Origin of the sequence: Corynebacterium nasorum, from assembly GCF_032821635.1 — a bacterium.
In the GTDB taxonomy this organism is placed as follows: domain Bacteria; phylum Actinomycetota; class Actinomycetes; order Mycobacteriales; family Mycobacteriaceae; genus Corynebacterium; species Corynebacterium kefirresidentii.
Genome location: NZ_JAVBIE010000001.1, coordinates 26,350 through 40,056 on the forward strand (window position 1 = coordinate 26,350; position 13,707 = coordinate 40,056).

Here is a 13,707-nt window from a genome sequence, read left to right on the forward strand (position 1 = left end):
CACTCACTCAGTGAGTTGTACGGGCATGTTCGCGCGGGAACTAAACGCAATATGTAAGTGTCCATTCGGAACGCGGCCTCCCCGGTTGCTTCCGAGCGAGTTTAGATAAGGGGTAACCCTCTATGTACGCGATCGTCAAGACCGGCGGCAAGCAGTACAAGGTTGCTGAAGGTGACCTCGTCAAGGTCGAGAAGATCGAGGGTGAGCCAGGCTCTGCCGTAGCTCTCACCCCGGTTCTGCTCGTCGATGGCGCCGATGTTAAGTCCAAGGCTTCCGACTTGGAGAAGGTTTCTGTTTCCGCAGAAATCGTTGAGCAGGGTAAGGGCCCGAAGGTCGATATCCTGAAGTACAAGAACAAGACTGGTTACAAGAAGCGTCAGGGCCACCGTCAGCCTGTGACCACCTTGAAGATCACCGGTATCAAGTAAGCCTTAACCGGCTGTAATTATCCCTGAAGGAGGGAAAACCACATGGCACACAAGAAGGGTGCTTCCAGCTCCAGCAACGGTCGCGATTCCGAGTCTAAGCGTCTCGGCGTCAAGCGCTTCGGTGGTCAGCAGGTTAATGCCGGCGAGATCATCGTGCGTCAGCGCGGTACCAAGTTCCACCCAGGTGAGAACGTAGGCCGCGGCGGCGACGATACCCTGTTCGCGCTTGCAGCTGGCTCCGTTGAGTTCGGTATCAAGCGTGGCCGTCGTATGGTCAACATCGTCCCGGCTGAAGAGGTTGCTGCAGAAGCGACTGCCTAACTTCAGGCCGATTAGGCTAATCCTCGAGTCCGTCCCACAGCAGTGTGAAGGGCTTGGGGATTTTCTGTTGTAAAAGGGCTCTCGGATTCTGCTTCTCGGGGAACACCTGTTGTCGGTGGGGTTATTGTATGGAGTCGAATTGGGTCCAGTTTCTCCTATTATGTCGCCGTTTGCAGCGTTGATCAGGTTGGTGGTTCATTCTGAGTGGCTGCTGGTGTGGATGGTTTAGCAAAGTCTGTGGCTTATCGGCCTGCTGGTGAGTTGGACTTGCCGCGCAATCATCGCAGGCGTACTAGCTGTGTGACAGTCAGGCGATAGCCTGATTGCGGCTTGAAGGTGTGACACCGATTCATTTTGCGAGTCCGCTTTCTATAAGCTCTAGTCCGGTTTATGGGACTGGTAATGAGCTTGGGTTGTGGAAGCGCAATCCGCATGCTCGCGAAGATGCGCAACTACTCGCCGGTGTGGTTATATGCAGCTGCGTGAATGTGTAGGTCTCAAAGATGTAGCTTTAGATTGTGGAATTCATCCGCGTGATGTTGCTGATATGGACCAGGCGTTATTAAAATTTCCACTGGGCATGTGCTTTTGTCCCGGCTGGCCCGGATTTGGCGCTGTATAACAAGCTTATGTAGGTAATCCCGTATGTCGTTGGCCGCCAAGCAGTCCTTGGCCCGGCTATTCCACAAGAGCGTATTGATAGGCGTATTTCTTCGCGTTACCTGTCGGTAGAAGGCGTGAGCTCATCTTTGATCTTGACCGGCAGGGTAAAAGCGTGTGTGAGACAGCTCGGCGTTTTCAGTACTCTGCTAGCACTATCAGCAAGAAGCTTTAGCGTAACCGGGACGAGTTTGGGGTGTATCTTCCCACATATGCGCACCGTAAATCGGCGTCGAGTACGTTTACGCCGGAAGCGCAGGATTGATGCCAATCCACGTTTGCGTGAGACGGTCTGGGCGATGGTGAAAGATAGGTACTCGACGCAGCAGATGTGCGGGTGGTTGCGTAGTTGCTATCCCGGTGATGAGGCTACGTACGTGTGTCCTGAAAGGAGCTATCAACCTTTGTTTTTCCCAGGCTAAATACGAGTCGAAAAAGAAGTCGCTGCTGCACTACGTCGAGATCACGCGCAACGTCGACCTCGTGGCACGCGAAGCGCGCCCGCAAGCGGTATGTCGATCCTACGGTCATGATTTCCGACTGGGCGGTACCAGGTCTTTGTGTAGCTGATCTCATCCTAGGTGTTGATAACCAGTCTGCAAATGGGCGCTCAAGTAGAGCGAACCATACGCTATGTAGTGCCTCCGAAGTAAACAAAGGGTTTACTAAAACAATTGCTATCTTGAGTTCAGAAGATTATTGCACCACCTTGTTGTAGGACAGCGTTGTTGTAGCTGGGGTAGCTCGTTCCCTTTGACGTCTGAGTCAGATGGTAGCGGTCTGAAGGAGGTTAGCAAGAGAGACTTGCGGTATATGTGGCCGCTAGATCTCGTAACATACTCTTATATTTCTGTGTAGGCTGTTGGCATATAAGTAGGATCTTAACGGGGAGCGATGCTCATGACGTGCAGTGCATGGTAGGTATGGAGCAGCTGCCGTGTAGGTGGCGCCAATGCAGACTTGGTGAAGGATGTGGTCTACACCTGACGGGTTGTAGGCCAGCAGATGGAATCAAATAAAAATATCCCTACGTATAGTGTGTCGCAAGGGAAACCCTTGTTGTCTTAAGGGATCTCCACTGATTTCTGTAGAGAGCGGTCGCTCAGTTGGGGATTTGCGGCACGTCAGAAAGGATAAAAAGCTGATTTGCCAACGTGTAAAAGGCCCGCAGGAACATAATCGGAAGAGAAGCTATTAAGAAGAGCCAACTGTTCAGTGGAATAAAGCGTACAGATTAACCCCCTATAAGGGGGGGTATTGGGGGTGCTTGGGCGCTAGGTAAAAATAAAGACTTTTAAATTAGAACGCGGATAGTTAACCTACGCGTTTATCTCTTTTAACCTATCCTTCAATTTAATTGAAAGGCGGGCTACATAATCGCTGTTGAATTCCCAAAAGATGAGTATAGGCTTAACTGAGGCTGGGTTAGCATTATGATTTCCTAGTTGAAAGGGGGTGCAATTAGTTTGTGGAGCAGAATTTCTGTTGCGGAATTGTCACCTTATGGCAGAATACCTTTAGTGGGACGTGAGAGCGGTCCTGCAATCGAACCCTATCTGGGCTGAAAGTTCTCCAGAGGATACCGAGGAGTATGAGTATGAACTTTGACCTGTCGACCATCCAGGATTACCTATCCACCATCCAGCTTCACTTGGACAACTTCGTCAACACCCAAGAAGGTTGGTACAAGATTCTGTCCGGCGTGACCGAGATCTTCTCTGGCAAGAATCTTGAAAATGCTGTTGATGTGATCAACCCGCTGTCCGAGTCCGAATAAAATAATTCAAGTATCCTAATTCCTGAAGGAGTCAAAATGTCCGAGCTATCCAGCGTTGTGTCCGAGCTATCCAGCGTTTCCAATACAGTCGTAGAGGTTGTTAAGGCTATTGTTGAGCCGTTTGTAAATATTGCTGACGGCGCTTCCCAGCTCATTGGTATGTTCGTTTAAGAACCTGCCAAAGTAGACCGCAGGTGTCAAAAGGATACTTGGTCTACTGCGTATTTACCCCATTTGCCTGACTAGCAATGTTGCTTAGGGCAAGTGGGGTAAATTTTTCGGTACTGAAGTGGCCCGAGTTTTGTTCCTGGCTTTTGCCTTGGGGTTTTATTATTTCCTGTGGTGGGTTCTGGTTTGGATAATTCGGTTTCCGTCTCGGCTGGGTCTGGGTGTCTTAAATTTTTCGTGGAGCTTGGTTTTGTTCCATCACGACACCATTTGGGTTTTGGAGGTTCCGCATCGGCAGCATTATCACATACTGTGAGTATGGATGAGTTCATGGTTGTAGGAACCATTAAAATTTTTCGGCTAGAGCATTGTCGTAAGAGTTCCCGACAGTTCCGGTGGAAGGAGTGATTCCTTGCCGGGGAAGCTGTTTGTTGTAGACAACGTAGTCTTACAGCAAGCCGGGGTAGGAATGGTGCACCGAACCTGTTTTTCTTTGGCGGATAAGATCACTGGGTTGAAAGCATGCAGCGGCAATGCTTCGGTGCGCATGGATTTTGATTACGACGATCCGGCAATGTGTTGAGTAAACGTATAAGTGACAATCGCGGTGTACACAAAGCCTTTCTTTGTGCGCGCGGTTGTTATGTCGGTCATCCACAGTTTGTAGGGGCATTGGGGTTTAAACTCATGGTTGGCTAGGTTTGGCGCAAATTTGGCGCGTTGGGCTTGCGCGTTGTTATAGGTGAGCGTCCTTTGCCTTGCCAGAATTGTCGGCCAAGCGCATCAGCCGGGAGGTTTGTTCACGCTCGAGTATGCCCCGCTGGTCTAAAGCTCGGCGGAAACACCGATTTCCTTAGCCACATAAGATACCGGGCGCTCTTACTCGAATACTAGGTTCGTGGCTTTGCGCCGATATTCCGGCGTGTACTTCTTGCGCTGTTAGCTCACAATGATCATTTTCTCCTACGGGCACAAAATCCGTACGAATAGGGTCCACTAAACGAGTGGTAATCTCATAGGGATATCAATGTGGCTGGGCTGTAGTTACTGTCCGCTGTCTTTGTACGGCTCGTTGCGGTAATTGTCGGTTTCGGCGGCAGTTTTAGTCTCTGGTCATTGCGGTTTGTAACGTGCGTCGAACTAGGTTATTGGCAGCCGTGGTGGTCGTTTCTAGGCTGTCAATGTGTTTCGCAATTTTAGGGTGGGCAAGAAGCTTCTTATCAATTGCATGAGTCGTGGTCTTATAAGCTTAGATCTGGTCGTGTCGCAGTAGTCATTCTGGTCTAACTCTTCATGCAGGTTGGGAATCTGCCTACAAACCATCAGACACTCTCTATTGCCCACATGTCTCTTTACTCAAAAGAATTTGCAGCCTTTTGCAAAATATCTTGTTGTTCGTGCAACTCTATGATTTTCTACCTGGCGGATTCGCTCGAAATTGGCCCTCACCCATAGGCAATATCGCGCAAAGCTCTAGTGCCGGAACGTTTGCTGGTGCCGTGTTAGTGGGCCTGAAAATAAAGGCGGGAACGTTTTCAACAAACCTCGCTGAAGCTGAAGGAAGCGGGCGACTTCAATGCACTCTGAGCGGACCATAGCACCACGTTTGAGTTGTTCGGAGTATTTAGGCATGGTGGTACAGTTCATTTCTTCTCCACCAAGCGGGGTACTAGGTGTCTACCTAGCGAAATCCAAGTCCTCCTAATAAGAATATTCAATATTCACATTATGTTAAACGGTTGGAGTCCAGCCCAAGATACGCATTACACTGAGTAGGACAACTATTCAATGCACGGAGGATTTGACCATGGCACGTTTTATTGACCGCGTTGTCCTGCACCTGCAAGCAGGTGACGGTGGACACGGCTGTGTGTCTGTCCACCGCGAGAAGTTTAAGCCATTGGGTGGCCCGGATGGTGGCAATGGTGGTCACGGCGGTGACATCATCCTCGAGGTCTCTGAACAAATCCATACGCTTATGGATTTCCATTACCGCCCGCATATTAAGGCGCAACGCGGCGGCAATGGAGCCGGCGATATGCGTAATGGTGCTCGCGGCGAGGACCTGATTTTGGAGGTCCCGGCGGGCACGGTGGTCCGCACTGAAAAGGGCGAAACCTTGGCGGACCTTACCGTTCCGGGAACGCGGTTTGTGGCCGCAGAAGGCGGCTTCGGCGGACTAGGCAATGCGGCATTGGCCTCAAAGAACCGCAAGGCACCGGGTTTTGCTCTCCAGGGTGAGCCGGGCCAGGCCCATGATCTTATCCTCGAGCTGAAGTCCATGGCGGATGTAGGGCTGGTGGGCTTTCCATCGGCTGGTAAGTCCTCGCTTATCTCGGTTTTGTCGGCCGCGAAGCCCAAGATCGGTGATTACCCCTTTACTACGCTGCAGCCGAACCTGGGCGTGGTGGATATGGGAGATAGCTCCTTTACTATCGCGGACGTGCCGGGGCTTATCCCAGGCGCGGCCGATGGCAAAGGCCTAGGCCTGGATTTCTTGCGCCACATTGAACGCACGGCGGTGCTTGCCCATGTGGTCGATACTGCCACCATTGAGCCCGGCCGTGATCCCGTTTCCGATATTGAGGCGATGGAAAGTGAGCTGGCAAAATACCAAGGGGCTTTGCAGGAAGATACTGGTTTAGGGGATCTGCGTGAGCGCCCCCGCGTCATCATCTTGAATAAAGCAGATGTGCCTGAGGCCGAAGAGCTGGCGGAATTTGTCAAGTATGATCTGGAAGAGAAGTTTGGCTGGCCTGTCTTTATTATTTCGGCCGTCGCTCGCAAGGGCCTGGATCCGCTGAAGTTCCGGCTCATGGATATGGTGACCGAGCATCGCAAGGCCCAGCCATTGCCAAAGAAGGATAAGAACCACACCGTTATCCATCCCAAGGCCCAGGGCCATAAGAAGCATACCGGTGTATTTGCTGATTTCACCGTGAAGGCCGACCCTGAGGTCGAGGGTGGCTTCATTGTTGAGGGCAAGAAGATTGATCGCTGGATTACCCAAACTGATTTTGAAAATGATGAGGCAGTGGGCTTCTTGGCGGACCGCTTGGCCAAGGCCGGCGTGGAGGAAGAGCTGCGCGAGCAGGGCGCTGTGGAAGGCTGTCCGGTGACGATCGGCGGCATTACCTTCGAGTGGGAGCCGATGACTGGCGGTGATCCGACGATGGCCAGCCGCGGCGAGGACGCCCGTTTGAAGGGCACTAGCCGCGTTTCCGCCGCCGAGCGCAAGCGTGCCTCTCAGGCACGCCGTGGTCTTATCGATGAATACGATTACGGCACCGACGAAGAGGTCACTCGCGAGGGTGCTAATCGGGATAGGTGGCAAGGCTAGCTCGGTAGGCCCCCTCTTCTTGGGGTGTATAAGAGGGGGCGCTTTGTAGACTCGGTTGGCATGTCTTCTGATCAACAGAAAGAGCCCATCCTTCCACTTCCGGTAGAGCCTTTTGACGGGCCTACCGCCGATACTCCCTTTCCAGAACCGCTCGATGAGAACCCGGTAGCGTCCGGTTTTGAATCTGAACTTCGCCACGAGATCGCGCACGCCAAGCGCGTCGTGGTCAAGATTGGTTCCTCTTCTCTCACGGATGAGAGCTTCCGCGTTTCCCAGGAAAAGATTGATCACATCGTTGATGCCGTCCATGCGCGCATGGGGCGCTCCGATGTCATTATCGTCTCTTCCGGTGCGGTTGCCGCCGGTATGGGGCCGCTGGGCCTGCACCAGCGGCCGACCGATTTGGCTACCAAGCAGGCTTCGGCGTCCGTCGGCCAGGTGCACTTGGCCTATGTGTGGGGCCAGTCCTTTGCTCGCTATCAGCGCACCATCGGCCAGGTTTTGTTGACTGCGTCAGATACTGGTCACCGCGATCGCGCCCGCAACGCGCAGCGCACCATTGATCGCCTGCGCCAGCTGCGTACCATTCCTATCGTCAACGAGAACGACGCCGTGGCTACCTCGGAGATGCACTTTGGCGATAACGATCGCCTCTCCGCGCTGGTGGCCAACCTGGTGGGTGCTGATGCGCTCTTCCTCTTCTCCGATGTGGATGGCCTGTATGACAAGAACCCGGCCGAGCCGGACGCTAAGTTCATCGATGAAGTGCGCACCGGCAAGGACTTGAAGGGCGTTGTAGCTGGCGATGGCGGCAAGGTGGGCACCGGTGGTATGGCCACCAAGGTCTCTGCAGCCCGCCTGGCAACCCGCGGCGGCATTCCAGTGCTGTTGACCTCCACGGATAATATTGGCCCCGCGCTTGCCGACGCCTCTGTGGGCACCGTCTTCCACACCCGCGAGGAACGCCAGCTTTCCGCCTGGAAGTTCTGGGCACTTTACTGCGCAGATACCGGCGGAGCCGTCCGCCTCGATGAAGGCGCTAAACAAGCCGTGACCGAGGGCGGTAATTCACTGCTGGCCGTGGGCATTACCGATGTGCAAGGCGAGTTCACCAAGGGCGAAATCATCGATATCCTCGGTCCGAATGGCGAGGTCATCGGCCGCGGTGAAGTCCGCTTCGACTCTGAGGAGTTAAACACCATTAAGGGCAAGAAGATGGAGGAGTTGCCCGAGGAACAGCGCCGTTCCGTTGTCCACGCGGACTACCTCTCCAACTTCGCCTCGCGTATTTAAACCTAGGTCCGAGATTCCCCGTATGGTTGGGGCATGAAATATTTCATGGGACCGGAAACCTGGCAGCCGATGGTAGAAGATATCGAGGCTGCCGGGCACCAACGTGTGGAGCGCATTGAAGAGGCCGAGGTCTATATCAATAATGCTCCGAACCCGCGCCGCATCCCCGAGATGCCGGAGAACATCGGTTGGGTGCAGCATTGTTTTACCGGCGTAAACCAGCTCATTGATGCCGGCGTCATCACCCCAGACGGCGTACCGTGGTGCAATTCCGCCGGCGCTTTTGCCCAGCCGGTGGCCGAATCTGCACTTGGCCTGGCACTTTCACAGGCGCACCACCACAAAGCCTTCGCCCAGGCCGCTTCGTGGTCGGTAGCGCAGGAGCTGGATAAAACCCAGGCGTGGCTTTATAACCAGCAAGGACCGAAGAAGGTAGCGATCTTTGGCGCTGGGGGCATCGGCAAGCAGCTTATTATGCTTCTTAAACCGTTTGGAGTGCACATTACCGCGGTTAATCGCTCCGGCCGCGCCGTGGAAGGCGCGGATGAAGTCGTGCCCATGGATCGGGCAGAACACGTGTGGGGCGAGGCGGATTTCATTTTCTGCATCCTGCCGGCGACCAAAGACACCGAGGGGCTTATCGATGCCGCCACGTTCCGCGCGATGAAGCCTTCCGCTATCTTTATCAACGTCGGCCGCGGCAGCACCGTAGTAACTGATGATCTAGTGGCGGCCCTGCGTGATGGCGAGATCGCCGGCGCCGGCTTGGAAGTTATGGATCCCGAGCCACTGCCTGATGGCCACCCGCTCTATGAACTGCCCAATTGCACCATGACGCCGCACATGGCTGCTTCCGCGCACGTGGCGCAGTACCACCTGGGCGCTATCTTCAACGCCAATGCCGCGGCGTGGGAGAGGGGAGAGGCTATGCCCACCCGCGTCGATGTGGAGGCCGGCTACTAATGAAGTACGCGATGTTACCCACCCCGTGGGAAGAAACCCTGCAGGCACTCGATGCAGCCGGCCACGAGCGTGCCCCACTGGATGACGCCGAGGTTCTCATCTTCAACGGCGGTCCGGACGACTTCCCACAGCCCCTGCCACCGAGCGTGGGCCTGGTGCAGGTCCCCTTCGCTGGGGTGGACCACCTGCTCGACGTCATGCGTGATACCACCGCCCGCTGGTCTAATGCCGCCGGCTTGTATGACGCCACCGTGGCCGAATCCACCATTGCGCTCCTGCTCGCCCATTTGCATGCGCATAAACGCGTGGGAACCAGCTGGGATAACCGCGATGAGGTTGAGGACCACACCAGCTTCCTATTTGAAGATAAGACGGTAGCGGTGGTGGGCGCCGGGGGCATCGGCAAGCGGCTGATTCGCATGCTGGAAGCCTTCGGACCGCGCATTATCGCGATCAATCGCTCCGGCAACCCAGTGGAGGGCGCCGATGAAACCTTCGCCACCACCGATATTGAGCGCGTCTGGCCAGCCGCCGATTATTTCGTGGCGCTTGCGCCGCTAACGGACGAGACCCACCGGCTTTTTAATGCCGCTGCCTTCCGCGCCATGTCCGATCATGCCGTGATTATTAACGTTGGGCGCGGACCACTGGTGGACACCGATGCGCTAGTCGAAGCCTTGCGGGCAGGACACATCGCCGGCGCTGGCTTGGATGTCACCGACCCCGAGCCGCTGCCCGATGGGCACCCACTGTGGGACATGCCTAACGTGGTCATCACTCCGCACCTGGCCAACCCTCCCTATTCGGTGCGCCGGCGCATCGGCTCGCATACAGTACAGGTCATGGAGCGCTACTCCGCAGGTGAGGCAATCCCCACGGAAGTCGATATTCAGGCGGGTTATTAATGGACAACGCCCCCTCACAAGACGGAACGCATCAGGGGAGCTTTTTTAATCCCACCGAAGCCGAGGTCGCGGATATGAAGGAGCGCCGGAAGAAGGTACAGGCGGTCGATTATGCTGCCTGGGCGGCCACCATCCTTTCCATTGTGCTCGGCTATTTCTTCTTCCACTGGTCCTATTTCTGGGTTATCCCGATTATCTGTTTTGTATGCTCGGCCGGGGCCCGACACGTTTATAACTTGAGCTATTTCGAAGAGGAATACCTCATGTTCGAGCGGAAAGACGAGAAGCGCCGCCGCCGGGCATCCGACAAGCGGAGCCGCGAGCTCGGCCAATAAGGAGGCCACCGTGCGGGTGCTTGCCGCTCAACTGGCTGAAATGAACGTGGCCTTTCGTTAAGCTGGTATGGCATGAGCAACACTGAACACGAAGAAGTTCTGTCCAAAGCCCGTGCTGCCAAGGAAGTCGCGCCCGTCGTGGCGCAGCTGTCCACTCCGCGCAAGAATGAGATCTTGCAGCACGCAGCCGAAAATCTTATTGCCCACACCGAAGATATTCTTGCCGCCAATAAGCAGGATATCGACGCCGGCCGCGAGCGCGGCATGTCCGAGTCCCTTATTGACCGCCTGTCTCTCGACGCCGCGCGCGTGGAGGGCATTGCCGGTGGCCTGCGCCAGGTAGCTGGCCTGCAGGACCCGGTAGGGGAGATCCTGCAGGGGCGCACCATGGATAGCGGAATCCAGATGAAGCAGGTGCGCGTGCCGCTCGGTGTCATGGGCATGGTCTATGAGGCCCGCCCGAACGTCACCGTGGACGCCTTCGGTTTGGCCATCAAGTCCGGCAATGTGCCGCTATTGCGTGGCTCCAAATCCGCCCGCAACTCCAACACCAAGCTGGTAGAAATCTTGCAGGATACCCTCGTTGAGTTTGACCTGCCGCGCGAGGCCGTGCAGCTTTTGCCGTGCGAGACGCACGATTCCGTCCAGGACCTCATTACCGCCCGTGGTCTGGTGGACCTGGTTATTCCGCGTGGTGGCGCAAAGCTTATTGAAGCCGTCGTTACCGGCGCCACCGTCCCCGCCATTGAGACCGGCACCGGCAATTGCCACTTCTACGTGGATGCCTCTGCAGACATTGATAAGGCCATCGACATGGTCATCAACGGCAAGACCCGCCGCACCTCCGTGTGCAACTCCACGGAGTGCGTGCTTATCGACGCCGCTTTGGATGACTCCGTCAAGCTCCGCATCATCGCCGCGCTGCAGGATGCTGGCGTGACCATCCACGGCGACGTCGCCGAGCTCGAGGCCTTCGGCGTCAAGGATGCCGTGCAGGCCACCGATGAAGACTGGCGCGAGGAGTCACTATCTATGGATATCTGCGCCAAGGTGGTCGACGGCGTAGATGGCGCCATCGCGCATATCACCGAGTTCACCACTGGCCACACCGAGGCCATCGCCGCGCAAGACGCCGATGTCCTAGTGAAATTCGGCAACGAGGTGGATGCCGCCGCGGTGATGCTCAATGCCTCTACCGCCTTCACCGACGGCGAGGTCTACGGCATGGGCGCCGAAATCGGCATTTCCACCCAGAAGCTGCACGCCCGTGGCCCAATGGCGCTGCCGGAGCTCACCTCTTCTAAGTGGATCCTGCAGGGTACAGGTCAGACCCGTCCATAATTCTCCCCGCCATGATTCGATCTGCTTTCTTCCGTGCCGCCGTCGCCCTAAGCGCCTCGGCGGCGCTTGCCGTTTCTATAGGCCCCGCCGCCGCCACCGCGAATGCTGCCCCGGTCGTGCCCCAGGCAGCAGCACAATCCGCCCCATCGCCGCAGCCTGCTGGGTGTCCCGAGTTCGTTGTTTTGGCTGCTCGTGGCTCCGACCAGAATGAGGAATACGGCGAGTATTTCGGACCGCAGCAGTATTCGCCGCATGCCGCGCCGTCGAATGGCTATGAAGGGGCAAACCTCTCCGCGCTTTTTCATCTAGTGGAGAAACGCCATCCCGGCACGATGGATAAAGTCCATGTCCTCGCCCTTGACCCCCAGGCATACCCGGCGTCAATGAACCTGCCGCCGCTGGCGCAGGAAGGTGAGCAGTTGAATCCGCTCCAGCTTATTCGCCGCCTCGGTGGGGTAGTGATGGAGCATCCGTTGCACGAGCTGGCGTATTCGGTCACCGTTGGTTTTGTACATAGTTTGCGCACCGGCATGGCCAACGCTCCGCGCGTGGTGGAAAAGTATGAGCGCGAAACAGGCTGCCAGCCGCGCTATATTACGGCTGGCTACTCCCAAGGCGCCATTGTCGCTACCAGCGCGGAGCGCTACCTTGCACAACGAGGCAAGCTCGCGGGGGCAGTTTACCTGGGCAATCCCCTCAGCCGTCCCCACGGTATGGCGGGCTGGCTACCGCAGCGTTTGCTCTTACAACCTGCGGCATTGCCGGACTCGCGCCGGCTTAACTATTGCCTGGACGGAGACTTCGTTTGCGACCTGAACCTCGCCTCCGCCCACGACGCGTTGGCTACCAAGGCGGCTCGCCATGCTTCTTATTTTGTAGAGCCCTCGCTTGGCGACGCCGCTTTTGCCGACTCCCTCGCCACCTTGCTTACTCCCTCCTCGGCCGGGGACTATAATCACCACCCATGACTAGCCCACAGCGCATTGGCATCATGGGTGGCACCTTTGACCCCATCCACAATGGTCACTTGGTAGCCGCCAGTGAGGCCGCGCATCGCTTTGCCCTCGATAGCGTCATCTTTGTGCCCACAGGTCAGCCTTGGCAGAAGTCTCACCGCGAGGTCACTGCGGCCGAGCACCGCTACTTGATGACGATGGTGGCAACCGCATCCAATCCGCGTTTTACCGTCTCGCGGGTAGATATTGACCGCGAGGGGCCTACCTATACCATCGATACGCTGCGGGATCTGCGTAAGCTTTTCCCAGAAGCGGAGTTCTATTTCATTACCGGCGCCGATTCTCTGGCCTCCATTATGAGCTGGCATAACTGGGAAGAGATGCTGGAGATGGCGCACTTCGTGGGGGTTACCCGCCCCGGATACGAATTAAGCGCTGATATGCTGCCTGCCGATGCGCAAGAGGATATTGACCTCATCGATATCCCCGCCATGGCCATTTCCTCCACCGCGTGCCGCGAGCGCTCTGCCCAAGGCCAGCCCGTGTGGTACCTCGTACCGGATGGAGTGGTGCAGTACATCACCAAAAACAATCTCTACGGTCCCAACCCGGACAAGCCCCTGTAGAAACTTTCACGGCCTTTCCCAGATTTTGGGCACGGGCCTGCTAAACGTGCAAGAATAGATTCTCACTAGAGATAGTTCATTTCGAATGCACTCAGACGCGAAAAGGGAATTTATACACATTGTCTACTTCTGATCTCGCCCGCAGCATGGCAGAAACCGCGGCACACGCGGCGCAAGAAAAGTTAGCCACCAATATCGCGGCTATTGATGTCTCCGATGTCCTCGCAATTACTGAGGTCTTCGTGCTGGCTTCTGCAGATAACGAGCGCCAGGTGGGCTCCATTGTGGATGAAGTCGAAGATGAGATGACCAAGCAGGGTTTTGAACCGCAGCGCCGTGAAGGCAACCGCGAAAATCGCTGGGTGCTGCTGGATTATGGCAATATCGTCGTCCACGTCCAGCGCAATGACCAGCGCGAGTTCTACGGCTTGGACCGCCTTTACCATGATTGCCCGGCACTGGAGATTGAGGGCATCGAAGCCCCGGAGCGTCCGGGCGAATGGACCAATGGCGTCAACCCGCGTGAGGTAGATTCCATCGACGAGCTCCCACTGGCCGATAAGGTCCCAGGTGAGGACGAGGAGCTTTAAACCC

Annotated in this window: 14 protein-coding genes; all 14 read left to right on the top strand. The window is 56.0% G+C overall.

Annotated features, from left to right (window positions below):
- Positions 1–122 precede the first annotated feature (122 nt).
- The 14 genes from rplU (at position 123) to rsfS (ending at position 13,703) form a co-directional block, all read left to right on the top strand.
- Positions 123–428: a 50S ribosomal protein L21 gene (rplU, locus tag RAE07_RS00125; protein ID WP_005324077.1), complete on the top strand. Its 306-nt coding sequence runs from the start codon at positions 123–125 to the stop codon at positions 426–428.
- Positions 429–470: 42 nt separating this feature from the next.
- Positions 471–749: a 50S ribosomal protein L27 gene (rpmA, locus tag RAE07_RS00130; protein WP_005324079.1), complete on the top strand. Its 279-nt coding sequence runs from the start codon at positions 471–473 to the stop codon at positions 747–749.
- A 775-nt stretch (positions 750–1,524) separates the two neighbouring features.
- On the top strand, positions 1,525–1,584 hold the full coding sequence (locus RAE07_RS00135; RefSeq protein ID WP_232212622.1) for a hypothetical protein: 60 nt from the start codon (positions 1,525–1,527) through the stop codon (positions 1,582–1,584).
- Positions 1,585–3,000: 1,416 nt separating this feature from the next.
- On the top strand, positions 3,001–3,186 hold the full coding sequence (locus RAE07_RS00140; RefSeq protein ID WP_284835861.1) for a hypothetical protein: 186 nt from the start codon (positions 3,001–3,003) through the stop codon (positions 3,184–3,186).
- 36 nt (positions 3,187–3,222) lie between these two features.
- Positions 3,223–3,357, top strand: a complete 135-nt coding sequence (locus tag RAE07_RS00145; protein ID WP_023020938.1) for a hypothetical protein — start codon at positions 3,223–3,225, stop codon at positions 3,355–3,357.
- Positions 3,358–5,161: 1,804 nt separating this feature from the next.
- Positions 5,162–6,694: a GTPase ObgE gene (gene obgE / locus RAE07_RS00150; protein WP_317001054.1), complete on the top strand. Its 1,533-nt coding sequence runs from the start codon at positions 5,162–5,164 to the stop codon at positions 6,692–6,694.
- Between the two features lie 60 nt (positions 6,695–6,754).
- Complete coding sequence (proB, locus tag RAE07_RS00155; RefSeq protein WP_317001055.1) at positions 6,755–7,987, top strand: glutamate 5-kinase; 1,233 nt, start codon at positions 6,755–6,757, stop codon at positions 7,985–7,987.
- A 33-nt stretch (positions 7,988–8,020) separates the two neighbouring features.
- Complete coding sequence (locus RAE07_RS00160) at positions 8,021–8,950, top strand: D-isomer specific 2-hydroxyacid dehydrogenase family protein (RefSeq protein WP_317001056.1); 930 nt, start codon at positions 8,021–8,023, stop codon at positions 8,948–8,950.
- Positions 8,950–9,855, top strand: a complete 906-nt coding sequence (locus RAE07_RS00165; protein WP_317001057.1) for a D-isomer specific 2-hydroxyacid dehydrogenase family protein — start codon at positions 8,950–8,952, stop codon at positions 9,853–9,855. The genes RAE07_RS00160 and RAE07_RS00165 overlap by 1 nt, the downstream gene beginning before the upstream one ends.
- Positions 9,855–10,190, top strand: a complete 336-nt coding sequence (locus RAE07_RS00170) for a hypothetical protein (RefSeq protein ID WP_317001058.1) — start codon at positions 9,855–9,857, stop codon at positions 10,188–10,190. Before RAE07_RS00165 ends, RAE07_RS00170 begins: the two co-directional genes overlap by 1 nt.
- 72 nt (positions 10,191–10,262) lie before the next feature.
- A complete protein-coding gene (locus tag RAE07_RS00175) occupies positions 10,263–11,531 on the top strand; it encodes a glutamate-5-semialdehyde dehydrogenase (RefSeq protein WP_317001059.1) in 1,269 nt (422 codons plus the stop codon).
- An 11-nt stretch (positions 11,532–11,542) separates the two neighbouring features.
- The gene (locus tag RAE07_RS00180) at positions 11,543–12,499 is read left to right on the top strand and encodes a cutinase family protein (protein WP_317001060.1); all 957 of its coding nucleotides are present in this window, start codon (positions 11,543–11,545) and stop codon (positions 12,497–12,499) included.
- The gene (gene nadD / locus RAE07_RS00185; protein WP_023020946.1) at positions 12,496–13,113 is read left to right on the top strand and encodes a nicotinate-nucleotide adenylyltransferase; all 618 of its coding nucleotides are present in this window, start codon (positions 12,496–12,498) and stop codon (positions 13,111–13,113) included. Before RAE07_RS00180 ends, nadD begins: the two co-directional genes overlap by 4 nt.
- A gap of 146 nt (positions 13,114–13,259) precedes the next feature.
- The gene (gene rsfS / locus RAE07_RS00190; RefSeq protein ID WP_179387589.1) at positions 13,260–13,703 is read left to right on the top strand and encodes a ribosome silencing factor; all 444 of its coding nucleotides are present in this window, start codon (positions 13,260–13,262) and stop codon (positions 13,701–13,703) included.
- Positions 13,704–13,707 lie beyond the last annotated feature (4 nt).